Origin of the sequence: Cytobacillus sp. FSL R7-0680 (assembly GCF_038009245.1) — a bacterium.
GTDB lineage: Bacteria > Bacillota > Bacilli > Bacillales > Cytobacillaceae > Cytobacillus > Cytobacillus kochii.
The window spans coordinates 2799201-2822581 of the sequence record NZ_JBBPAO010000001.1 but is presented as its reverse complement, the minus strand read 5'-3'; the positions used below and the strand labels follow the sequence as shown (position 1 = coordinate 2822581).

Genomic DNA, 23381 nt, shown 5'->3' with positions numbered 1-23381 from the left:
AAAGATATATTCCTTTTACAGCACAGGTAGCTCCTGTGCTCTTTTTTTTGGTTTTTGAGCAAATGAGGAAAAGGTTCATTCAGAATGAGAAAAAGAAGTAAGAGCGAAGCAAAGTGGGTTAGCGAGTCATTCATAATGAAAATCACGAATGAGAGCGAAGCAATAGAGATTTGCACATCACTCAGAATGAGAAAAAGAAGTGAGAGCGAAGCAAAGTGGGTTAGCGAGTCACTCAGAATGAAAATCACGAGTGAGAGCGAAGCAAAAGAGAATTGCGCATCCCTCAACATAAGAAAAAGAAGTGAGAGCGAAGCAAAGTGGGTTAGCGAGTCACTCAGAATGGAAATCACGAATGAGAGCGAAGCAAAGTGGGTTAGCGAGTCACTCAGAATGAAAATCACGAATGAGGGCGAAGCAAAAGTGAATTGCGAGTCACTCAGAATGAAAATCACGAGTGAGAGCGAAGCAAAAGAGATTTGCACGCCACTCAGAATGAAAAAAAGAAGTGAGAGCGAAGCAAAGTGGGTTAGCGAGTCACTCAGAATGAAAATCACGAATGAGAGCGAAGCAAAAGAGAATTGCGCGTCACTCAGAATGAGAAAAAGAAGTGAGAGGGGAGCAAAGTGGGTTAGCGCTTCATTCAGAATGGAAATCACGAATGAGAGCGGAGTAAAAGAGAATTGCGCATCACTCAGAATGAGAAAAAGAAGTAAGAGCGAAGCAAAGTGGGTTAGCGAGTCACTCAGAATGAAAATCACGAATGAGGGCGAAGCAAAAGAGATTTGTGCATCACTCAGAATGAAAATCACGAATGAGAGCGAAGCAAAAGAGAATTGCGCATCACTCAGAATGAAAATCACGAATGAGAGCGAAGCAAAAGAGATTTGTGCATCACTCAGAATGAAAATTACGAATGAGAGCGAAGCAAAAGTGAATTGCTCATCACTCAGAATGAAAATCACGAATGAGAGCGAAGCAAAAGAGATTTGCACGGCACTCAGAATAAGAAATAGAAGTGAGAGCGAAGCAAAAGAGATTTGCACGTCACTCAGAATAAGAAATAGAAGTGAGAGCAAAGCAAAAGAGGTTTGCGCGTCACTCAGTACGAGAAAAAGAAGTGAGAGCGAAGCAAAAGAGGTTTGCACGTCACTCAGAATGAGAAAAAGAGATGAGAGCGAAGCAAAATTCTTTTTTCCACAGATCGAATGTAGCACACCGGTTGGATATTATAATAATGGATATACACTTACTATAAAGAAGTCTAGGCAATTTGCTTAGGGAGAAGTATCATGTTCAACCTGTATCGTTGTAGCGCTATGACAAAAATAGTATAATATAATGATAAATACTATGCTTTCATTCATTAGAGTATTTAGGTTAATCTGTTCTCTAATAATGAGTGGCACGAAGTAAGAGGTGAATAGGATGCAGCGGGTCACAAACTGCGTATTATTAAAAGATGATCAAGTATTGTTGCTACAAAAGCCACGCCGTGGATGGTGGGTTGCACCGGGCGGAAAGATGGAGCCAGGTGAATCGGTGCGTGACTCTTGTATCAGAGAATATAGAGAAGAAACGGGGATTTACTTAAGGAATCCAAACATAAAAGGGATTTTTACTTTCATTATGAAGGATGGAGATCAAGTACTTTCTGAATGGATGATGTTTACCTTTTTTGCTACAGATGCGGACGGATTAAATGTAGATGAGTCAGAAGAAGGAAAATTGCGATGGGTCGAAGTGGACAAAGTGAAGGATTTACCAATGGCTGCAGGAGATCATCATATTCTTGAATATATGATTAATGGCAATCGCATGATCTACGGTACATTTACTTATACACCTGACTTTGAATTAATTAGTTACCGCTTAGATCCAAGCTAAAAATGAATACAGGGGGAAGCGAGAAATGAGTTCGGTAGCAGCAAAAGAAACACAAATGGTCATTATTACGGGGATGTCTGGCGCAGGTAAAACAGTGGCGATTCAAAGCTTCGAAGATTTAGGCTTTTTTTGTGTAGATAATTTACCACCGACCTTATTACCGAAATTTCTTGAACTGATGAAGGATTCAGGGAATAAGATGAATAAGGTTGCGCTTGTGATGGATTTACGTGGCCGTGAGTTTTTTGAGCATCTTTTCAAGGCGTTAGATGATTTAGCAGATACGTCATGGGTCACACCAGAAATTCTTTTTCTTGATGCGGATGATGCAACCCTTGTAAGTAGATATAAAGAAACGCGTCGCTCTCATCCATTAGCGCCATCAGGTTTGCCAATGGAAGGCATCAAGTTGGAAAGAGAATTATTAGATGATCTAAAGGGTAGAGCGCAGATTATCTATAAGACATCTAATATGAAGCCGCGTGAATTAAGAGAAAAGATACTCCACGAGTTTTCTGTTAATAAACAATCCATTTTCACTGTAAATGTGATGTCATTTGGTTTTAAACATGGATTACCGATTGATGCCGATCTTGTATTTGATGTTCGCTTCTTGCCAAATCCGCATTATATTGAGCATATGCGTCCGAAGACAGGCTTGGATGAAGAAGTGTCTAACTATGTTTTGAAATGGAACGAAACAAATAAATTTTTAGAAAAGGTCACGGATTTACTAGCATTTATGCTCCCGCATTATAAGCGTGAAGGAAAATCACAACTTGTTATCGCGATTGGATGTACGGGTGGACAGCATCGATCAGTAGCACTAACCGAGTATATCGCTAACCATTTTAAGGAAGACTACAACACTCGCATCACTCACCGTGACATTGAGAGGAGAAGGCAAACAACATGAATAGAAAGCCGAGGGTCGTCATCATTGGCGGTGGAACAGGGTTGCCAGTTTTATTAAGAGGATTAAAAAAATATCCCCTTGATTTAACAGCCATTGTCACAGTTGCTGATGATGGTGGTAGCTCTGGTAGGTTGAGAGAAGAATTAAATATCCCACCTCCAGGAGATATTCGAAATGTTTTGGCAGCGTTATCAGATGTGGAACCCCTTGTAGAAGAAATGTTCCAGCATCGTTTTAAAACGTCCAATGAATTATCGGGTCATTCTTTAGGTAATCTGATTCTAGCAGCGATGACTTCTATTACTGGTGACTTTGTTCATGCGATTCAAGAGATGAGTAAAGTATTAAATGTTAATGGGAGAGTCTTACCTGCAGCTGAAAAGAGTGTTGTATTACATGCAGAAATGGAAGATGGCAGTATTGTATCAGGAGAATCCAAAATCCCTTACTCTGGCAAGAAGATTAAGAAAGTATTTTTGACTCCTGAGAAGGTAAGTCCGCTTTCGGAAACGATTGAAGCTATTCGAGAGGCTGATCTCATTATCATTGGTCCTGGTAGCCTGTACACAAGCATACTTCCTAATCTACTTGTACCGTCTGTAGGTAAGGAAGTGTGCCGTTCTCATGCAAAAAAACTGTATATCTGTAATTTAATGACGCAGGCAGGGGAAACTTTGGACTATCGGGCGAGTGACCACGTACAGGCAATATTTGATCATATGGCTGAGCCATGTTTAGATTTGATTCTTGTCAATCATGAAGAAATTCCAGAAGATATTCAAGAGCGTTATGAAGAGGAACGAGCGAAGCCTGTCTATTATGACCGTGATCGATTAGTCGAACAAGGCTTGGAAGTGCTACAGGGTGAGATTGTTAGCCTTGAAAAAGGGGCAATTCGTCATAACACGAATGAAGTCGCTAAAAAGATTTATCAATTAATTGTAAATGATATAATGAAAAACTAGTATTTGTCTGGTTAGGGGGGAGAAGGTATGTCTTTTGCTTCGGAAACAAAAAAAGAATTAACGAACTTGGAGACAAAGGATTGTTGCGGAAAGGCAGAATTATCCGCTTTGATTCGTATGAACGGATCTCTCTCTTTTTCAAATAAAATGTTAATTGTAGATATTCAAACGGAGAATGCAGCGATTGCCAGAAGAATCTATACGCTGATCAAAAGGAATTATGATGTGCAAGTTGAGCTGCTTGTTCGAAAGAAAATGAGACTTAAGAAAAATAACGTGTATATTGTTAGACTAATGGAGCAAGCACAAAAGATTCTTGATGATCTGCATATTATTAGTGCTGGCTTTCAATTTATCCATGATATCTCAATGGATTTAATTAAAAAGAAATGCTGCAAACGTGCTTATCTAAGAGGGGCTTTTTTAGCAGGGGGATCTGTCAATAACCCTGAAACCTCTTCCTATCATTTAGAAATTGCTTCAATGTATAAGGAGCATAATGACGCCTTGTCGAAATTAATGAATACTTTTGGGTTGAATAGTAAAACATTGGAAAGAAAGAAAGGTTTTATTACCTACTTAAAAGAGGCGGAAAAAATTACAGAATTCCTTAATATTATTGGGGCTCATAGCGCGCTTTTACGATTTGAAGATATCCGCATTGTTAGAGATATGCGAAATTCAGTTAATCGCTTGGTCAATTGTGAAACAGCCAATTTAAATAAAACAATTGGTGCTGCCTTAAGACAAGTTGAAAACATAAGATATATTGAGAGTACCGTTGGACTAAAGGTGTTACCAGAGAAATTACGCGAAATTGCTGAATTGCGTGTTACGTATCAAGATGTGACTTTAAAGGAACTTGGAGAAATGGTCTCTGGTGGCACGATAAGCAAATCGGGTATCAATCATCGCCTAAGAAAAATTGATGAAATTGCAGAAAAAATTAAAACAGGGCAATGGAAGGAATCTTAAAGTTTTTTGGAGGTTAGGACATGGTAGAAAGACAAGTGGAAGTCAAAATTAAATCAGGCTTACAGGCGCGCCCTGCTGCAAAGTTAGTGCAGGAAGCCAATCGCTTCACAGCAGATCTCTTTATCGAAAAAGGCGGAAAAAAAGTAAATGCCAAAAGTATCATGGGATTAATGAGCCTATCTCTAAGTGCTGGTTCCACCGTAACCCTCCTCGCTGAAGGCAGCGATGAAACCGAAGCCTTAAATAAACTGACTGCACTCCTACAAGAGGACATTGTTTCATAATCTGTATAATACACGAATAACCTGCGCACCCCCATTGCTAGATGCTTCTACCAATGGGGGTGCGTTTCATTGTCCTCAACCAACTTGCATCGATATGATAGGGGCAAGTGGTTTGGTTGAGATGGAAAAACACAAAGAAGCCGGAGCAAAGAGGAATTGTGCAGCTAACTAGATAGAAAATCACAAAAGAAGACCGAACAGATCAATTTTTCCTCATATATCGGTTACGATTGCCACTCAAAACTAATGCGAAATTGCCACTCTACAAATCACCCTATTTCTACTTTTTTTATCTCACCGTTTTTCGTTCACCTCCCAGTCAATCTAACAACTATTAATTCATAGCAAACAAAAAGCCATCAGCAAATGAAATGCTGATGGCTTTTGTTATTTGTGATGCTTATTTTTTCTCTTCTGGTGTATTGTTTGTAATGATTTTGTCGATAAGACCATATTCTAGTGCTCTTTCTGCAGTCATGAAGTTATCACGATCTGTGTCTTTAGAAATAACATCTAAAGGTTGACCAGTGCGTTCAGCTAGAATTTGGTTCAATTTTTCACGTAAGAATAGGATGCGTTTAGCAGCAATCTCGATTTCAGTTGCTTGCCCTTGAGCGCCACCTAGTGGTTGGTGAATCATGACTTCACTGTTTGGAAGCGCAAAACGTTTCCCTTTTTCACCAGCTGCTAGTAAGAATGCACCCATTGATGCAGCCATACCAGTACAGATTGTTGAAACATTTGGTTTGATGTATTGCATCGTATCATAGATAGCCATACCAGCAGTGATACTTCCACCTGGGCTATTAATATAAAGCGTGATGTCCTTTTCAGGATTATCTGCTTCTAAGAATAATAGCTGAGCCACGATTGAGTTTGCCACATTATCGTCAATCGCACTGCCTAACATGATAATGCGATCTTTTAATAGGCGAGAGTAAATGTCATAAGCGCGTTCCCCTCGGTTTGTTTGTTCGATTACTGTAGGGATTAAGTTCATTTCCAATTCCTCCTTTAAAGGTCAAAAAAGTTTTGGAAAGGTATTTTATACCTCGCCATTGGTAAATGTATGTAGTTTCATCATACATGGTTGGTCAATTAAGGTCAAACGAATCGCTTGATTATTTCAAGAGAATTATTCGACATTTTTTTCTAAGTTGATTTCCTCGTATCCATGATACCCACATATTTTTGCTTTTAAACAACGAATGCTTGCATATAAAGGGTTTTTCCCATATAATTAATATTCGTAACACCAAGAAAAACGTGTTCCTACATAATAAAAAATGCCCTCGTGGTGCAACGGATAGCACTTTGGAAATAAACTTATTCTAATATTAATTAATTCATGAAAACCACTTCGTATATAAATGATTGTGGTATTTTTTATGTCCAATTTTCAGGGTACACTCCAAACATGAATACCACGCAATAATAACACGAACCTCTGACTCATATGAAGAGGAGGGATTCCGATTTCTAAACGTAGAAGTTTCATCACTAGTCCAATTGCTAAACAAACTCTCAATTCATTTAAACGTGAAGGAATTCAGCTAAATTCAAATATGCAGAATGCTATCACAGAGTTTTTGAAGCATTGCAGAATTAAAGGTTTATCCAGTCATACAGAAAAGTTTTACGACAAAGAATTAAAGCAAATCAAGCGAGCTTTTACAGAAATTGATGTGCCGCTATCAGATATTCGTAAGATTAAGACCAGTGATATAGAAGATTTCATCGAGTATCAGCAATCATTAAATAGAGCAGTAAGTCCAATTAATTCTCGATTAAGAGCAGGACGAACATTTTTTGAGTTTTGTTTACGAAAAGAATACGTGAACTCCAACCCTTTCAACGGTGTCTCACAGCTAAGAAAAAGACATGAGGTAGGTCCGACTTTCACTAAAAGACAATTAAATAGGTTGTTGGAAACCCCTGATACCACAACATTCATTGGTTTACGCGATATGACGTTAATGTTGACATTTGCACACACTGGTATGCGATTAACAGAACTTCAAGCACTACGTATTCAGGACGTTTCCTTTGATGGAAAAGGTGAAGTAATAGTCCAGCGAGCAAAGAATCGTTATGCTCGTAGAATCCCACTTACAAGGCGTTTGCGAGCTGTTCTGAAAGCTTATATTATTGAACGTGGATCATTAAATACTGATTCTTTATTTATAACAGTTGAGGATGAACCGATATGCGCTCGTCAGATTCAGGATAGATTAAAAATTCACGGAAGAAAATCCGGAGTGGATAATGAAGTTGCTGTCTCTCCTCATGCTTTCAGGCGGACGTTTTGCAGATTAAAAGTTGAAGCTGGAACAAACTTGTTTATATTACAGCGCTTAACAGGACATCAATCATTAGAAATATTAAAACGTTATGTTGAAATATACGGAAAGGATTTGGAAAATGCCATTGAGGAAGGTTTTGATGAAGTCTAAGAAATAACTGAATTATCTTTTTAAAGACCTTCTCAATTATTAGAGAAAGTCTTTTTTGAATTCATTTAATAAATGCTCAATCAATCATCTGTAATTAAATGATAGCACAACAACCTTTTGCTTATTCCTTGGCCGAGGCATTATTGTATAGAACGAACAAGTTAATATGTATACGTTCTTAATGTATTAGAGTGTTGTGTAATCGAGAGAGGAGGCAGCAGGAATGGCACCTGAATAAGATTAGGGAGAAGGGAAAACGCGGGGCACGTTTACGTTTCTTTTCGCTGAAAACTTAATATCAGTGTAGCACTCCCAATTAAACATTTTCTTCTGTTTTAAATAAATCGAGGAATCATTCAAATAAAAGAAAACGACAGTCGCTAATAAACGACTGGCGCTTTCTATTGTAGACTTAAATATCCGATAACTGTTTGTATAATTACAAAGCCGAGTGTGATAGTTGTCAACCAAAATAACTTTCTTTCTATTTTGTGCTGAACTTTGTTATTTTCATCTATTTGCTTTATTTTTTCGTTTGAAATAAACGCTTCATTAATTTTCCAAGTTGTTGAATCTAGCACGGCTATTTCTTCATAAAGTTTTTGTATTCTAAATTCATAGTCCTTAACTTTCAACATTCTGCTTTCTTTTGGGATAGCTTTTATTGCTGCCTGAAATTTATTATTTTTTGTAGTAATAATATAAGTAACTTGTTTATCCCAATCGGTGTGAACGTTGTTCAATTGGTATATTTTTTGGGTATTAAGGTATCTGTGGAATTGCATTTGTGATAGTTCATCGTCCAATTTTCCAAGATTATCGTTTATATTTCGTTTTTGGTCAATTGAAATTTTTGTGAGCATTTTTTCAATGAGTTCTTCCATATCAGCATTAACTAGTAAATAATCCTTAGTTATATCAATGGTTTCATCAATGGTCATTGATTTCTGAATGGGAACAAATTCTTCGTATTTTTTTGTTTCCTCTTTTATAATACCTATTTTTTTCTCTAATGCTTTGTATTTGTCCTCACACCATTTTTTCTTTTGTAATAAATAATTCCAATTTCCGTTTTCTATATTTCCTGTTTCGTTTATGTAATCTTGAATTTCTGACAATCGATAATGAGACAGTCTTGCTTTTTTCAATGGCTCAAAATAATCTTCTATTAGAATTTCCGTCTTATATTCATGCACAACAAAAATGTCTTCTTTAGAACGTCTAAACGTTCGCTTTGAATCGACACTGGCCATAATTTCACACATCCTTTTTGGAGAATATTACTTGTAATCTACATTTTATTGTATCATGTTCAGTGGTCATATATTGGGTTAATTCTGGGTCATTCTTTTGGGGGATTTTTTTTATATATGGGTGGGGGATTTTCAAAATATAGCGAAAGGTTTCCTAGAAGTCCTCTCCGATAATTTATAACATTTGCTTATTACAATTATTGGAGGCTTATCGGATTGGAAATCTGGAAGAACGTTACAGGATTTGAAGGTTTGTATCAGGTATCAAACATAGGGCGAGTCAAGAGCTTAGGGCGGTATAGAGAGCGAAAAGACGGTTTGCTTATTAAAGTTAAAGAAAAGGTATTGATGGTAAGAACTGATTCAAAGGGATATGAAAAAGTCGACTTGACTAAAGGTGGAAAGAGAAAAACAGTACTTGTACATAGGGTAGTTGCTCAAGCATTTATACCTAATTCGAATAACAAACCGCAAGTAAATCATAAAGACGGAAACAAAAAGAATAACAAAGTATCTAACCTTGAGTGGAATACCATTAGCGAAAATATTAAGCATGCGCACGAAACTGGATTAATAAATTCGTCATTGTTAAAGGGCGAAGAGAACATTAATGCCAAGCTATCAGAAATGCAAATTCGTTACATCAGGGAAAATTATATCCCAAAGGATAGAGAATTTGGCACGAGGGCATTGAGTAAACAATACGGAGTAAGTCAAAATGCTATATCAAAGATTGTAAATTATAAAACTTGGAGGGGTGTGATATAGCTTAATCTTTCGCTTGTATAAGGCATTAACTTCGTTGACAAGTATTTTACCTTCATGTACTATTATTAAAGTCGAAGGTTCGTATTTGTGGTAAATATCACGAAGTGGAAATAAGCAATACCGGCATGAATATTGATATATTAAGGTTTAATTCCATACCTTGCCCTCGTGGTGCAACGGATAGCACGTAAGATTCCGGTTCTTAAAATGGGGGTTCGATTCCCTCCGAGGGCGCTACATGTTTAAAATATAAGAAATGATGGGAGATTTTTAATTTTAGTTCGACTTTTGTCCGACGAAGTTAAAAATCTCCTATTTTATTTACCCTAATCGGAAGTTCATAAATCGATTATCCCTTAATTATTCTTAATATTCCTACATATAGATTATCGCTAATGCTTAAAAGAAGGTTAGTTTTAATATTTGAGGTGAAAAAAAGATAATTGAAGGAAAGGAAAGTTTAAGAGTCATTACAATATGTTTTCTAGAAGTCACCAATCTCAGGAGCAATTCTCAAAGTTAAAGAATGAAGTTATACATAAGCTAACTACCAGAAAAAAGATGGTCAAAAGGGAAAGAGCCCCATGGCATGTTTATCTAAATAAAATACAATCATGTAATAACTAATTATTTAAGCTACGATGAAAAAGTGTGCAATAGCCTTATACTAAATCCTTAATTTTCCATTGGTTCTACCGGTTTTTCAATGTATTTTTGGAAGCCATAATTCAAAAGAGCAAGGAAATAGTAAAGGATAAGTATTCCAGTTCGTGTGAATTTTTTGAGTTTAAAGTGCCCAATCTTTTCGAAAAGAGGAGTTAAGAGATAGGCAAAAATAACATCCATAATTAAATTAATAGTAGCATATAAGGGGAATTTGCCATAAGTAAAGTGAAACACCCATAAATTTATCGTGAAGAATGGTCCTAAAATAAATGCTAATGCATCAAATAATATAAATTTATAACCACCTTTTACTTTCCACCAATTAAATATTGGACTTAACATTTCGACAATGAGTAAAAGAAGTGAGCAAAATAATGTCACTGGTAAAAATCTTTTAAACGAATTTTTAGGTAGAAAAATAATAACGATTGCCCATAATACAATTGCATTAAATATTCTAAAAAAATTAGCAAGCATTCACTTCACCTCTATTTTCCTTTAGATTATGTGGGTGTTAACTAATTTATACAGGTTTAGTGTTTTGAACGAAATTATCGAAAACAAATAAATAGAGCCTAAAAGGCCCTAATTATCTAAATCATATAAACCTGGTGCATGTTCATTTGGCATATCCGGCATTGTTGGCACGGGAAACCCTTTAGGTGGTTCAGTCACTGAAAGGTCCCCACCATTTCTACTAGGTGTTGTTCCAGTGAATACTTCCCCAATAAGTGTATCATCTAAACGGAAATTAAATTGAGCGTTGTGAAAGCCCATATCAACATATTTCTTACATTCAGGATATTTATTCAAGTCGTAGTTAGGAACAGGGAAGACTTTTCCCCAATCAACTCCTAATGTTTCTAATGCCTTTGCAAAAGCATTTTGATGCGCATTATCTCTAACCATAAGAAAAGCTACTGTTTCTCTTAGAGTTTTATTACTGCTCATCTCATAAATTCTTGATTTTTGAAGTACACCAGTTGATTCTAAAGAAACATTATTGATTAAATTTGCTACTAAGTTACCGTGGTCATAAACCCAGGAACCATTCCAAGGGTTACCTCCTGCATCAACTGGTAAGGATGCTTTAGCACCTATAATGAAATGATGGGGATTTGCGCCATCTTGAATAACATCATCTAACGGAGCATTATCAAATGCTTGGTTACCTGGGCTAGAACCACCAGCACCATTTAAAAGTTGATTTATTGTCGATTGTACTAATTCTATATGACTAAGCTCTTCTATAAATACCCCTCTTAATAGGTCTCGATATTTTTTTGCTTTTCCTCTGAAGTTGGCACTTTGAAATGAATATTGCATCATTGTACGTATTTCTCCAAATTGTCCACCTAGCGCTTCTTGAAGCACCTTGGCTGCATGTGGATCTGGTTTATCAGGAACAATCATATTAATTAAATCTTCTTTGTAAAAATACATTAATGTATTCCTCCGTTTTTGAGTTGTAAATTCTAATAATAAATCTATTTTGTGTTAAAAAAATCGTTTTATCCATTTATCCATTTAAAAAGCGCATCTGCGGAGAAATCTTTCTTTGTGAAATTAAGGATTTAGCCCACATTTTTTAAAAAACTAACCAAAAAAAACACAAAATGTGAACAAAAAAGAAGAGTCATGCATTGACTCTTCTTTAAATGAAATTCCGATGAAACTACTCTTATTATGCGATTTTATCATGCAGAAAGGATGAGTAAAGAAAAGAACAGCGAGCGTGAGGGATGCACTCTTTGAAGAGATCATTGGTTGGCAAACCAATGTAACCATTATATTTTATGTGCAATCATTTTAATGCTGGATTAAATAATGATGTTTCATCAAAAAGGTTAAAAAATTCATTTATAAATCTATAAGAACGCTGAAGAGAAACATTACAACAAAGATATTTATGTACATGGCTGCTATAACTATGCCATAATGAATTTTTTTAAAAAGGAATAATGAAGTTGGGGCTAGTAATCCCCCGAAAATGAGCATGCCGAATATTTCATTTGAATAGAAGAAAATAATCACCTACAGACAATTTTCTACTTAGTGTATTTAATTGATAAATTTTTATACGAAGGTTAACGAAATATGTTTAATTCAGTAAGCTTGGACAGTCTATAGGCTAGCTCGTATGAATTGCCTTCATAAAGGTGAAATGAGAGTGAATCATTGAGGTATTCCACTTTTTGTTGGAATTCCTCTAAACAGCCTATTTGTGCTGACCAATGGAGATCAGGAATAGAGACAATATATTTTTCTTCTGGAGTTTTAATTATGTATACATTTGAGTGTCTTTCTCCTAATAAATGCATTTTTTCTTGAAGATATTTCATCTATTCTACACCTCAACTTCTCCATTTATTAAAAGTATTATATAAATGAAATGGAGACAAAGAAAGCAATATCTATTAGAAACACTGAAAAGGAGACTAAAGGCTCTAGGGAAAAAGTCTACAATAATGGAAATCGTTAACTTCTTCAAATGAATAAATAAAAGAAGAGCCGATGGGCTCTATAAACCTTGATTAACTTCTCATTTGTATGGATCAATATACTGCCACTTTTGAAATAAGTAAATGAGTGAAGCACAAATAATACAAGTGATAAAAATGATGATATGGATAGAATCATCCATTTTATAAATCCCGAAATATTCATAAAGGTTCATGATACCAAAAGAAAAGACTGCATCGCTAATTGTATTAATTGTTATATAAATCCAAAAGTTACCAAATGTAAAGTATAGAAATATAGTAGGTAAGACTATGTATAAGCCGTAGACAAAAGGAGTTGTATTAGTTAATGGGAAAATGGTTTGCACAACTTCAACTAGATGATATCTTTGATATAGTTGAAATACTATTGTTAAAAGCAGGGCACTTACTAATCCACCGGGAATGAAGGACTTTACCCTTTTAGTATCTAAAAAAAGGAGAAAGAACCAAGGTAGAATCAACATAGTCCACAAGAAAATATGGGTAAACATTCAACTATACCTCCAATAAGTAGATAATTATACTCTTACCGATAACACCTTAGTCTATGCATAAAAAGTCGGGAATCGCGGGAACCCTTAAATGAGTTGAGATGAGAAAAATTCTCGAATAATTTGTTCTGCAAACAATAAAAATAGGTTTCTAAATTTTATAATTAAAAATTTAAAAAGAGGTGATTGTATGAGAGAAAAATTATTAAGTATTCAACTTCCTGATAGATATGAAGAAAATTTGTTTGAATATATTCCTACACTAGATGGTGTTCCAGAGTTAATTGATTACTTAAACCTCGGATACTCCAAAAACCAATACAAAAAAATGACATCATTAGTCGCAATTGAAAGTATGAAATTCAATTTAATTGAAGCAAAAAAAGATAATGCTCTTTCAAAGGAGGAAGTGGAAAAAGGAAATAAATTGATTGTAGAAGCGATTGAAAGATATAACTCAATATAAAGCACAAAATAATCTTAATAAGATAAGTACTAGAAAACAAAAAACAATCATACAGCCATTTAGCGCCGGAAAGTTATAGTAAAGCTGAAACTGTTCCTTTTCAGCTGTCTTTAGCAATTCTCATGTATACATCTTCATAAAAACTAGAACTAGCATATCTCAAGTTAGATGTGTTTTTTTTTGTTGGGGTAATTCCGTCAAACATCTCACTAAAAAACGCAAGGAGCCGCAAAAAAATAACCGAAAATGGTCCGTTTGTTTTCTTTTTTCGACAAATTCTTCGCTTTTTTGTACCGAAGTACCTAAAAATATTACCCCAATTTACAAGTAATAACTTCACAACCTATCATTAAATTATAAAAATAATAAATTTTCAAAAAATAGGGGTGGAGTTATGAAGTTTAAAAAGCTAAAGCCGTTACTTACGTTGACGATGGCTGCTGGTATGATATTTTCGTTCAGTGTACCTAGTCATTCAATGGCAGCTGAGAATGATCAGTTCAATATGAAACAGATTGAATCTATGCTCAGTGGTTTATCCAAAGAAGAAAGAGCGACTTTGAATGAATTAAATGCGTCACCAACATTTACAATTTCTCCAGATATTAAGCAGGATAGTGCAGAATTAGTTTCTGTTATTGTTGAATTTAAAACACTTCCAGCAAAAGTGGCTGTTAAACAGCAACTTTTATTAGGTAAGCAAAAAGCGGTTACTAATGCAGAACAGCAAGTTGAGGCTTCTCATAAATCCTTTTCAACATTTATATCCTCAATGAAAAAGAAAAAATCTATTGATAAGTTTGATGCCAATAAGCTTGAGATCATTCATGAATACAAACACGCTTTTAATGGGGTATCAATGACTTTACCTGGTACGGCTGTTCAATCATTACTTGCCTCTGATGAAGTAAAAAGAATATGGAGTAACAAAGAAATCAAATTAGATATACCTAGTGAAGATGAGAAGGTTAGTCCGAAAATGGCTGATAGTGTACCTCAAATTGGGGTTGATCAATTGAATGATGAAAAGATTAAGGGAGAAGGCATTAAAGTCGGTGTAATCGATACAGGAATTGATTATAACCATCCTGATTTAATGGATGCTTATAAAGGATATCGCTATACCGATGGCGAGAATCCTGCTGAGGTAGAGCCATCTTCAGTTAAAGGCTGGGATTTTGTTGATAATGATGCTGACCCAATGGAAACAACCTATGAAGATTGGGTTGAAAATGGAGAAGGGTATCCTGAAGAATACGGTGGAGCGACTTATTATACATCTCATGGCACTCACGTATCAGGAACGATAGCAGCAAACCCTGATAACACTGTAGATTATGCTGTAACTGGGGTAGCACCAGAAGTTGACTTATATAATTATAGAGTGCTAGGTCCATACGGATCTGGAAGTAACGAAGATGTTATGGCTGGTATTGATAAAGCAGTTGCAGATGAAATGGATGTAATGAATTTATCACTCGGAACTTCTGTCAATGACCCACTAGACCCGACCTCTATTGCGATAAACCAAGCGATGCTTTCTGGGGTTGTTGCGGTAGTGGCTGCAGGAAATGCAGGTCCAGATGAAAAAACACTCGGTTCACCTGGTACAGCTGCTTTAGGTATTACTGTAGGGGCAAGTGACTCCGATATGAGTATCCCGACTTTAGATGTAACCGTTAAAGGCCAAAAACTATCCTTAATGTTACTAGCGAAGAATTTTTCTGATAAGTTGGCATTATTAGAAGGTAAAGAGTTACCGATTGTTGAAGCTGGGATTGGCCAAGAGACGGATTTCCAAGGGTTAGATGTGAAAGGGAAAATCGCATTAATTGAAAGAGGCACTTTGACCTTTGATGAGAAAATTAAACATGCGAAAGATGCAGGAGCAATAGCTGTTATTATCTATAACAATGAAGAAGGGCAAATCCCATCCTACTTGGGAGAAGGAAGTGAATATCTCCCATCTTTCCGCCTGTCAAAAGAAGATGGAGAGAAATTGAAAGCGAGTGGAGTCAATAAAATCACTTTAACAAATCTTGATGAAACGACAACAGAGGGAGATCATTTAGCTGACTTTAGTTCAAGAGGTCCGGTGAATGGAAACTATGATATTAAACCAGACGTTGTGGCGCCAGGGGTAGCGATATTTTCGACGATTCCAGAGTATATCAATAGTCCTGAAGAAGGAGTCGCATATGACAATGCCTATGCTAGAATGCAAGGAACGTCGATGGCAACACCTCATGTAGCAGGTGTAGCAGCATTGATTCTTCAAGAAAATGAAGCTTATGACCCTTTCGAAGTGAAGGAAGTATTGATGAATAACTCAGTCGACCTGAATGGCGATTATTCAGTGAATGAAGTTGGAGCAGGAAGAATCAATGCCTATGCATCTGTACATGCTGAAACGACAATTAAAGTACTTGATGAAACGGAAATGATGGAGGGAGAAGGTACCGTTGTTATAGATGAAGAGACAGCTTCTATAGCATTTGGTAGGGATTATTTACGTGATGATGGTGAAGCGATTAACCACTCTAAAGATATTGTGATCAAAAATAGCGGTAAGAAAAAATCTTATGACCTTACAGTAGAGTTTAATCAATCGATTGATGGGGTTGAAAATGCAAAAGAAAATAAGGTCACTTTAAAAACGAAGAAGTCTGTTACAGTCGGTAAAGGGAAAGAAAAAACGCTAAACGCCACCATCAATGTACCAGCGAATGCGAAGCCGGGTGCATATGAAGGCTATATTCGTATAAATAATCAAGCGGATGCCCAAGAGAAATATCAAATTCCTTTTTCCATCTTTGTTACAGATAAAGGAATTGATTCTTTTGAAACGGATCGACCAACACTAGCGAATGATGTTGGGTTTTGGCAAAACTACTATCCAATTATTAACGGATTATTTACTTTGAAAAGTCCAATGGAAAGCATCGACGTGATCGTGAAAGATAGTCAGTCAGGTGAGGCACTCGGATATATTGGTTCGTTAAATGCTGAGAATATGATGCCAGATCGAGAATATTTCTTGCTGTATATGTTTACAGGAGCAATGTTGCCATTTACGAAAGACCCTAATCAGCCAATTGCTGAAGAATACGTAAAATTACCAGAGGGAGACTATGAAATAGTCATTCTAGCGAAGGATGAAAGTGGAAAAACGTATACAGTTGACGCACCAGCAATCATTGACAATACCGCACCTGAGATTGAGTGGGATCACGAGCCCGGTGTGTATGAACTGAATGACTCGATGTTTACAGTCGAGGATGGGGAAGAGGCATTTTATGTTCATGGTAAAGTAGAAGATGAAACAATCGGACTATTAAATGAAAAAGGTTTACCGTATGATCAATCATCTAATACGATGTATTTTGACACTTCTAAATACGCTTATTTTGCAAGGACATTCCCGATTGATGCAGAAGGAAATGTGAAATTTGGCATTGAAAAAAGTGATATTGAAAATCAAGAGTTATATTTACGGTTAGCCACTTCCGATTTAGCGACAGCTGTTAAGATGGAGAACTATATTTTTGTGAAGGAAGGAACTCCATATGTTTCCGCTAGTTATGATAAGGAAGCGATAAAGAAAAAAGACAATATTACAATGACTCTTTCGCTAAACAATGTTCAAGATATGATGTCAGGGGAATGGCAAGTGAGTTTCCAACATGACTTATATGATTTCAAAAAGGCAAATTTGACGAAAGAGATAGAGCAATACACAAAACAAAAGGGCATTAAAGTGGATTTAGCTAAACCGGTAGTAGAAAAAAGTGATATTTGGAATAGTACGGTTACATTAAGTAGTGCTCTATCTGGAAAAGCTTTTGATGGGCTAGATGGGGATATGCCATTAATTGATGTGACATTTAAGTTGAAAGATGATGCTTATTATGGTAAAACAAGTAGCTTTGAAGTAGTAAATGGAAAGTATACACCAAAAGACGAGCAACAAGTTGATATTCCTTATTATAGTGTCGATTCATTTGATGTGATTTCTAAACATACGACTGTTGCAGGCTCAGTGAACTTAGAAGCTTTTAATAGTGAGGAAGGATATTTTAACCGCGTTGGAGAAGCAAACGATTTAGGTATTAAAGTGTATGCTCAAACACGTTCAGGTAAGAATTATAAAGGTACGCTGGATGATCATGGACAATTCACTGTAAAAGGAATTCCAGCGAGCAGTCAGGATTATACGTTAGTTATTGAAGCACCAGGCCACCTAAAGAGCGCCACAACTTTTGTGCCTGGTAAGAAAATCGATGGCGAACTCTTTGGTCAACATCAAACCATCCGTCCAAAACTAGGATTAGCCGGTGATGTGAATGGCGATAAGGTCATTGATATAAAAGACATTCGAAAAATTGTTGATGCATATGGAGATGAAGATACCTCGAAGAAGAAAGAAGATATTAATCAAGACGGAATTGTCGATGAATTAGACATAAGAATAACAGAAAAGAATTTCTTAACGAAAGGTCCTGATGCTGAATCGAAACAACCAAAAGAAAAAATCGGTAACAAAGACCTTGAATATTTCCTTCGATTAATTGGTTTAACACCAATTGAATAGTTATAGCTTACGACAGATAGATACGAATCCTATCGATACGAACTAATTGAACTGCCCCCTGTTAAATAGTCAGTGGAAATAATAAAGCGGCTTTAGCTCTATATTCTTTAGGGCTAAGGCCGCTTAATCGTTTCTGTTTTGCCCCTTATTAGGTTATTTTTTTCGAAAAAAGTTTCATGGTTTACTCTACCGTATAAAACATGGTCCTCCTAGTTTGTCTATTACTTTTCCGTCATGTGTAAGACGGTTAAATAGGATTTCCTTGCCTTTCTCCATCATTTTTCTCTGCTATAATAGCCAAAAAGAGACATGATTAACTTTTCACTTATTGGGAGGTTCAAGGATGGAAGGAAAAATCATCAAATACTATCGAGAAGCAAAGAAGCTTACACAGAAGGAGATTGTACAAGGCATTTGCTCTATCACCCATTTAAGTAAAATTGAAAGAGAGTCTACTCAATACTCCAGTGAAATTATTTATATGCTTTGTGAACGGTTGGAAATTAACATGGAAGATGAAATTGAACGATTTCAGCAATTTAAGCGAAAGATGACTGACCTCCAAAAGCAAATTATTATTCAAGATGATGAGAGAATTGAGCAATTAAAGAAAGAGTTAACAGCAAACTCGTTAAGAAAAGTACCAGATTTTCAAGCGAGTTACTTTCTAACAATGGCGAGGTACTTCTTATATAAGATGAAAGTGACAGAAGCTTATTACTTTATCAACCAACTTCAAAAGGAAGTGATAGAGCTAACCTCTTTTGAAGAGAATTCATTAAAGCATCAATTAGGGATATATTATTTTTTAACGGGGAGAAATAAAGACTGTATTCGAGAATTAAGTTCTATTGACCATGATAGCTATCATCAAAATGAATATTATTACCATCTAGCACTCGCTTATTATGCTGCTAATCAGAACGTACAAGCCTATTATTATGGTAAAAAAGCTGCTGATTATTTTCATTCAACGATGAATGTTAATCGCATGATAGATTCGGAAACATTATTACTTGTGCAGTTAAATGCGAAAGGTGCTCATGATTTTAAAGAGACGAAAGATAGGTATGAGGCTCTTTTTCGTTTATGTGAAGAGTGTGGCGAAGTAGAGAGAAAAGCAAAGGTATATAACAACTTCGCTTATGACCTTCATAAAAGGAAAAAATACACTGAAGCACACTATTACTATTTGAAAGCATTAGAAATTGCTTGCGAAAACTCTCCATTATACGCCATGTTTTTAGAAAATTATATTCATAATGGTTTTATTAGTGGGTTAGTACATAAAAAGGAATTGTTACAAGAAGTAAGAAAAGGGATTGAATTAGCAAAGACTTACCAATGGAGTGGGCTTTTTACATTTGAGTTTTACTCCTTCTTAATTGAGGGCAGAGAAGAGGAAGCATACGCCATAATAGAAAATAAATTATTACCTTATTATCGTCAGTCGGGTGATACGCTTATGATAGAAAAATACGAACAACGTTTATTTGCTTATTATAGGAAGATTGGTGACGTTGAAAGCGCGTTTAAATTGGCAAAAAGTTTAATTGCTTCACCGACATTAGTTTAATTGTATATGGATGTAAAAAAACTGGGAATGTTTCCTTAAGGTTAAGGACACGCTATAGATAATCTTTCAATGGGAGGGTTAATATGGCGGAGAAAGATCAAAGGTTAACGGCATCTGAGTTAGCACAGCTATGGAATGCCTATATGAATAATAAAATGTATAAATGCGTCCTGCAATATTTTTATGAAAAAGCTGATAAAGGAGAGATTAAGGAATTTATTGAGACGGCTATCGAGATGTGTGATGAAATTATTTTTGATATTACGACGATCTATAATAAGAACAACCATCCATTGCCGAAAGCCTTTAGTGAAGAAGAAGATGTCAATGTAACTGCTCCAAAGCTTTACTCAGATGTGTTTATTCTTGCGTATATGCATGATATGACTCGTTATGGCATTATTGGTTATGGAACTGCATTAGCTATTGCAATTCATGAAGATGTGGATCAAGTTTTCACAAAAGCATTGGAAAAAGGTTCACAATTATATAGAAGGGCAATTAAATTGCAGCAAGAAAAGGGTGTTTTTCACCCCTCACCGTCTATTCCAATCCCAGAAAAAATTGAAATCGCTGAAAAAAATAGTTATTTAAACGGCTTTATAAGTGAACAGCGAGCATTATCAGTCGTTGAGATTATGAATGTGTACAACGATATGCAAAGAAATGCTTTAGGAAAGGCCCTGTTTTTAGGTCTTTGTCAAACTGTTACTTCCAATGATATCAAGAAATTTTTGCGGAAAGGTCTTGATTTGTTCGATGAAAATGTCCAAGAATTTGCTAATACTTTAATTAAGGATAGCATTTCTGTTTCACCGACTTGGGACTCAGAAGTGCTTAATTCTACCACACCACCTTTTTCAGAAAAGCTAATGCTATACCAAGTAGTAATATTTATTGCTACGTTATCCGGCTATTATGGGACAGCATTAGGTACGACTACAAGACGGGATTTAACGGTAATGTATGCAAAGATAATGACCGAAACATTAGACTTAGGCAATCAATCGGCAAGTTTATTAATTAAATACGGTTGGCTTGAACAAGCCCCTCAATCAGTAGACCATAGAAATATTTCTAAAAAGAAAAGGAAATAGGGATGTTCTGTGAGAAAAAATAACCCGATTGAGAAATTGTTTTGGTCGATTGCTTTTCCCGGTTTTGGTCAATATTTAAATGGTAAATTGTTTAAAGGTACTGTATTTTTAGTTTTAGAAATTTTATTTAATGTCATGGGTAATTTTAACGAAATTATTATGTTAAGCTTTCAAGGGAAAGTTCATCAAGCTGCTGAAGCAGCTAATTATGGATGGTTAATGTTCTATCCGTGTTTATACTTCTTCGCTATTTGGGATGCTTATAAGGATGCTGGGGGTGAAGGGAGTAAATATTCATTCTTACCATTTGTATTTTGTGCTTATTTTGTAACGGTTGGTCTTATGTATTCAACAGAGGTATCAATATTTGGCGTGTTTTTTGGGCCTGTATGGTTACCAATGATAGCTGTCATTCCTGGTGTCATAATTGGTTGGCTCATTCGATTTGTCATCATTAAATTTTCAACTTCATCATAAAAGCCAACCCTTCGCATGATTATATGGTTGGCTTTTAAATTTGGTATGTATACAATTAATCCTCATTTACTGTTGCTTTGCATACGGGACAAGTAATTTTTTCATTCGATCTAAATTGGATTTTCTTCAAATCTTTCCTCGTAAATGTAGCAAAAACATTATAGCGGAAACCGCATATACAAGAGTGTTTGTCTTTTACAATGTGGGTTAAATGGGTTTCATCGCTTTGAACGGTTGGATAGATCATAAGACACACCTTTCTTTTTTGTGGGAAATTTAGGCAAAATTAGAAAGGTTTTTATATAGGAGACCTTTAGAAAGTCCATAAGAGGTAAGGGTGATTCAAGCGGAAATAATCACCTCACACATCTGCAACCCGGCTGCCATGACAATATATGCTTTAGGCCCGTGGCTTTGCGTCTTTTACTTTCGTAAAATTTGCCCAATATGATAGATTCTATCACATATTCATAGAGTATGGTCGACAAACGTCCTTTTTGTAACTAAAGGGAAAAATAACTGAAAAATCTAATAATTGTTTAGTTTCCACAAATCTTCCTTTTTCTTTTTTGATGATATTTACTCTACAATCTGAATAGTTATGTAGTGAGCTACCAATTTATTTCTATACACTATTTCAGGTGATTATTGTAGAATGAGAATAAGGGGGGTTTTTAGAATGAACTTGAAAGCAGGGTTGTGGCAACAGCAAACATTAAAATTGACCATGACACAAGAGCTTACACAAGCGATTGCGCTGTTACAATATAATACACAAGAATTGTCTGCCTTTTTGGAAAGTAAGGCGTTAGAGAATCCCCTTATGCAAATTGAAGCGAGTCCTGCACAAGCAGCCGATTCGAGATTTGACCGAATGAAACCATCAAAACAAAAATTAGATGACAATAAACAGGACTGGATTGAACAAATCGGTTCAAAAAACCATACAACATTACAAGAATACTTACATTCGCAGTTAGCGATCGCAGAATTAAATCATATGGAATATAAACTCATTTCCTATCTCATTGGATGTTTAGATGAAAACGGTTACTTACAGACAGACATACAAACTGTTGCGGAAAAATTCTACGTAAGTGAAGAGGATATGAATGAAGCGTTGATAGAGATTCAAAGTTTAGAACCTGCAGGAGTAGCGGCGAGAGACTTACAGGAGTGTCTATGGTTACAATTAGAGAGACTTCACCCTTATAATGAAATCGCTGAGAAAGTCATTAGTGATTATTTTCTTCTTTTTGCTGATAAGAAATGGAAAGAAATAGCGAAAAACCTGAAAGTAGAACTAAAAGAAATCCAAGAAGTTTTTGATCTTGTGCAAACACTAAATCCAAGACCAGCTGCAGCCTTCCAAAATGAGTTAGCACCATATATTACACCAGAAGTCGTTATTCAGTGGGAAGATGGGACTTTTTCTGTAAGTATATATGATGATGTGCTACCAAAGATTCGCTTTAATGAGAGCTATTTTCGTAAGTTTCAAGCAGATGGAGATCAAGAAGTGAATCGTTTTTTGCAAGAGAAAAAAACGGACTTTCATTGGATTGCTAGAAGTATAGAACAAAGAAAAGAAACATTATTAAAAGTAGCATTAAAAATTGTTGAAAAACAGCCTGAATACTTCTGGAAGGGCCCAAATTATTTGCAACCGATGACAATGAAAGAGATAGCCGATGAATTAGAGATACATGAATCAACTGTCAGTCGTGCGGTCCGTGAAAAATATGCGCAAACGCCATTTGGAACGATTGAATTGCGATCCTTTTTTTCTAGTACGATTAAGACGACGTCGTTTGAGAATACATCATCTGAGCAGGCGAAAAACGCAATAAGTGACATGGTGAAAGGTGAAGATAAGAAAAAACCTCTTTCAGATCAAGTGATAGTTAAGCGATTAGAAGAGGAAAAAGGTATTGTGATATCAAGAAGAACAGTTGCAAAATATCGTGATCAATTAAAAATTCCATCTTCTTCAAAAAGAAAAAGATACGAATAAA

20 protein-coding genes, 1 tRNA gene and 1 riboswitch are annotated in these 23381 nt (G+C 35.8%); of the genes, 15 read left to right on the top strand and 6 right to left on the bottom strand.

What is annotated here, in order from left to right; translation table 11 throughout:
* Positions 1 to 135: 135 nt before the first annotated feature.
* The 6 genes from MKY26_RS14135 (at position 136) to MKY26_RS14110 (ending at position 5024) form a co-directional block, all read left to right on the top strand.
* Complete coding sequence (locus MKY26_RS14135; RefSeq protein WP_341097887.1) at positions 136 to 1278, top strand: hypothetical protein; 1143 nt, start codon at positions 136 to 138, stop codon at positions 1276 to 1278.
* 147 nt (positions 1279 to 1425) lie between these two features.
* Positions 1426 to 1884 (top strand): NUDIX hydrolase, encoded by a 459-nt coding sequence (locus tag MKY26_RS14130; RefSeq protein WP_095371889.1) that lies wholly within the window; start codon positions 1426 to 1428, stop codon positions 1882 to 1884.
* Positions 1885 to 1909: 25 nt separating this feature from the next.
* Positions 1910 to 2800: an RNase adapter RapZ gene (rapZ, locus tag MKY26_RS14125; protein ID WP_095371890.1), complete on the top strand. Its 891-nt coding sequence runs from the start codon at positions 1910 to 1912 to the stop codon at positions 2798 to 2800.
* On the top strand, positions 2797 to 3765 hold the full coding sequence (locus MKY26_RS14120; RefSeq protein ID WP_095371891.1) for a gluconeogenesis factor YvcK family protein: 969 nt from the start codon (positions 2797 to 2799) through the stop codon (positions 3763 to 3765). Before rapZ ends, MKY26_RS14120 begins: the two co-directional genes overlap by 4 nt.
* A 27-nt stretch (positions 3766 to 3792) precedes the next feature.
* On the top strand, positions 3793 to 4740 hold the full coding sequence (whiA, locus tag MKY26_RS14115) for a DNA-binding protein WhiA (RefSeq protein ID WP_095371892.1): 948 nt from the start codon (positions 3793 to 3795) through the stop codon (positions 4738 to 4740).
* Between the two features lie 20 nt (positions 4741 to 4760).
* A complete protein-coding gene (locus MKY26_RS14110) occupies positions 4761 to 5024 on the top strand; it encodes an HPr family phosphocarrier protein (protein ID WP_095371893.1) in 264 nt (87 codons plus the stop codon).
* Positions 5025 to 5424: 400 nt separating this feature from the next.
* On the opposite strand, the gene clpP is transcribed toward MKY26_RS14110, so the two are convergent.
* Complete coding sequence (clpP, locus tag MKY26_RS14105; protein WP_095371895.1) at positions 5425 to 6024, bottom strand: ATP-dependent Clp endopeptidase proteolytic subunit ClpP; 600 nt, start codon at positions 6022 to 6024, stop codon at positions 5425 to 5427.
* Positions 6025 to 6589: 565 nt separating this feature from the next.
* Between clpP and MKY26_RS14100 the strand changes: the two genes are divergently transcribed.
* Positions 6590 to 7477, top strand: a complete 888-nt coding sequence (locus MKY26_RS14100) for a tyrosine-type recombinase/integrase (protein ID WP_341057547.1) — start codon at positions 6590 to 6592, stop codon at positions 7475 to 7477.
* A 401-nt stretch (positions 7478 to 7878) separates the two neighbouring features.
* On the opposite strand, the gene MKY26_RS14095 is transcribed toward MKY26_RS14100, so the two are convergent.
* Complete coding sequence (locus tag MKY26_RS14095) at positions 7879 to 8730, bottom strand: hypothetical protein (RefSeq protein ID WP_341057545.1); 852 nt, start codon at positions 8728 to 8730, stop codon at positions 7879 to 7881.
* Between the two features lie 216 nt (positions 8731 to 8946).
* Between MKY26_RS14095 and MKY26_RS14090 the strand changes: the two genes are divergently transcribed.
* Positions 8947 to 9498, top strand: a complete 552-nt coding sequence (locus MKY26_RS14090; RefSeq protein ID WP_341057541.1) for an NUMOD4 domain-containing protein — start codon at positions 8947 to 8949, stop codon at positions 9496 to 9498.
* A gap of 162 nt (positions 9499 to 9660) precedes the next feature.
* A tRNA-Arg gene (locus tag MKY26_RS14085) sits at positions 9661 to 9732 on the top strand.
* A gap of 441 nt (positions 9733 to 10173) precedes the next feature.
* Here the strand turns inward: MKY26_RS14085 and MKY26_RS14080 are convergent.
* From MKY26_RS14080 to MKY26_RS14065, 4 genes are all read right to left on the bottom strand, one after another.
* On the bottom strand, positions 10174 to 10641 hold the full coding sequence (locus MKY26_RS14080) for a hypothetical protein (protein ID WP_341052162.1): 468 nt from the start codon (positions 10639 to 10641) through the stop codon (positions 10174 to 10176).
* Positions 10642 to 10749: 108 nt separating this feature from the next.
* Positions 10750 to 11607 carry a manganese catalase family protein gene (locus tag MKY26_RS14075; protein ID WP_307317816.1) on the bottom strand — a complete coding sequence of 286 codons (858 nt, stop codon included), beginning with the start codon at positions 11605 to 11607 and terminating at the stop codon, positions 10750 to 10752.
* A gap of 644 nt (positions 11608 to 12251) precedes the next feature.
* The gene (locus MKY26_RS14070) at positions 12252 to 12506 is read right to left on the bottom strand and encodes a YueH family protein (RefSeq protein WP_095371897.1); all 255 of its coding nucleotides are present in this window, start codon (positions 12504 to 12506) and stop codon (positions 12252 to 12254) included.
* A 200-nt stretch (positions 12507 to 12706) separates the two neighbouring features.
* Positions 12707 to 13159 (bottom strand): hypothetical protein, encoded by a 453-nt coding sequence (locus tag MKY26_RS14065; protein ID WP_095371898.1) that lies wholly within the window; start codon positions 13157 to 13159, stop codon positions 12707 to 12709.
* 190 nt (positions 13160 to 13349) lie between these two features.
* On the opposite strand from MKY26_RS14065, the gene MKY26_RS14060 reads away from it, so the two are divergent.
* The 6 genes from MKY26_RS14060 to rpoN all read left to right on the top strand — a co-directional run bounded on the left by MKY26_RS14060 (position 13350) and on the right by rpoN (position 23380).
* Complete coding sequence (locus MKY26_RS14060) at positions 13350 to 13625, top strand: hypothetical protein (protein ID WP_095371899.1); 276 nt, start codon at positions 13350 to 13352, stop codon at positions 13623 to 13625.
* A gap of 394 nt (positions 13626 to 14019) precedes the next feature.
* Positions 14020 to 18216, top strand: a complete 4197-nt coding sequence (locus MKY26_RS14055) for a S8 family serine peptidase (RefSeq protein ID WP_341097885.1) — start codon at positions 14020 to 14022, stop codon at positions 18214 to 18216.
* Between the two features lie 343 nt (positions 18217 to 18559).
* Positions 18560 to 19792, top strand: coding sequence for a helix-turn-helix domain-containing protein (locus tag MKY26_RS14050; RefSeq protein ID WP_322910450.1), 1233 nt, complete (start codon positions 18560 to 18562; stop codon positions 19790 to 19792).
* 83 nt (positions 19793 to 19875) lie between these two features.
* The gene (locus tag MKY26_RS14045; RefSeq protein WP_307317808.1) at positions 19876 to 20889 is read left to right on the top strand and encodes a DUF3231 family protein; all 1014 of its coding nucleotides are present in this window, start codon (positions 19876 to 19878) and stop codon (positions 20887 to 20889) included.
* A gap of 9 nt (positions 20890 to 20898) precedes the next feature.
* Complete coding sequence (locus MKY26_RS14040; protein ID WP_095371903.1) at positions 20899 to 21366, top strand: hypothetical protein; 468 nt, start codon at positions 20899 to 20901, stop codon at positions 21364 to 21366.
* Between the two features lie 367 nt (positions 21367 to 21733).
* Positions 21734 to 21819: riboswitch (cyclic di-GMP riboswitch) on the bottom strand.
* A 226-nt stretch (positions 21820 to 22045) separates the two neighbouring features.
* The gene (rpoN, locus tag MKY26_RS14035) at positions 22046 to 23380 is read left to right on the top strand and encodes an RNA polymerase factor sigma-54 (RefSeq protein ID WP_341097884.1); all 1335 of its coding nucleotides are present in this window, start codon (positions 22046 to 22048) and stop codon (positions 23378 to 23380) included.
* Position 23381 lies beyond the last annotated feature (1 nt).

Excerpts from the sequence above, each read along its gene's own strand:
- MKY26_RS14135 (WP_341097887.1), top strand. The coding sequence starts at position 136 with ATGAAAATCACGAATGAGAGCGAAGCAATAGAGATTTGCACATCACTC.
- MKY26_RS14130 (WP_095371889.1), top strand. The coding sequence starts at position 1,426 with ATGCAGCGGGTCACAAACTGCGTATTATTAAAAGATGATCAAGTATTG.
- rapZ (WP_095371890.1), top strand. The coding sequence starts at position 1,910 with ATGAGTTCGGTAGCAGCAAAAGAAACACAAATGGTCATTATTACGGGG.
- MKY26_RS14120 (WP_095371891.1), top strand. The coding sequence starts at position 2,797 with ATGAATAGAAAGCCGAGGGTCGTCATCATTGGCGGTGGAACAGGGTTG.
- whiA (WP_095371892.1), top strand. The coding sequence starts at position 3,793 with ATGTCTTTTGCTTCGGAAACAAAAAAAGAATTAACGAACTTGGAGACA.
- MKY26_RS14110 (WP_095371893.1), top strand. The coding sequence starts at position 4,761 with ATGGTAGAAAGACAAGTGGAAGTCAAAATTAAATCAGGCTTACAGGCG.
- clpP (WP_095371895.1), bottom strand. The coding sequence starts at position 6,024 with ATGAACTTAATCCCTACAGTAATCGAACAAACAAACCGAGGGGAACGC.
- MKY26_RS14100 (WP_341057547.1), top strand. The coding sequence starts at position 6,590 with ATGCAGAATGCTATCACAGAGTTTTTGAAGCATTGCAGAATTAAAGGT.
- MKY26_RS14095 (WP_341057545.1), bottom strand. The coding sequence starts at position 8,730 with ATGGCCAGTGTCGATTCAAAGCGAACGTTTAGACGTTCTAAAGAAGAC.
- MKY26_RS14080 (WP_341052162.1), bottom strand. The coding sequence starts at position 10,641 with ATGCTTGCTAATTTTTTTAGAATATTTAATGCAATTGTATTATGGGCA.
- MKY26_RS14075 (WP_307317816.1), bottom strand. The coding sequence starts at position 11,607 with ATGTATTTTTACAAAGAAGATTTAATTAATATGATTGTTCCTGATAAA.
- MKY26_RS14070 (WP_095371897.1), bottom strand. The coding sequence starts at position 12,506 with ATGAAATATCTTCAAGAAAAAATGCATTTATTAGGAGAAAGACACTCA.
- MKY26_RS14065 (WP_095371898.1), bottom strand. The coding sequence starts at position 13,159 with ATGTTTACCCATATTTTCTTGTGGACTATGTTGATTCTACCTTGGTTC.
- MKY26_RS14060 (WP_095371899.1), top strand. The coding sequence starts at position 13,350 with ATGAGAGAAAAATTATTAAGTATTCAACTTCCTGATAGATATGAAGAA.
- MKY26_RS14055 (WP_341097885.1), top strand. The coding sequence starts at position 14,020 with ATGAAGTTTAAAAAGCTAAAGCCGTTACTTACGTTGACGATGGCTGCT.
- MKY26_RS14050 (WP_322910450.1), top strand. The coding sequence starts at position 18,560 with ATGGAAGGAAAAATCATCAAATACTATCGAGAAGCAAAGAAGCTTACA.
- MKY26_RS14045 (WP_307317808.1), top strand. The coding sequence starts at position 19,876 with ATGGCGGAGAAAGATCAAAGGTTAACGGCATCTGAGTTAGCACAGCTA.
- rpoN (WP_341097884.1), top strand. The coding sequence starts at position 22,046 with ATGAACTTGAAAGCAGGGTTGTGGCAACAGCAAACATTAAAATTGACC.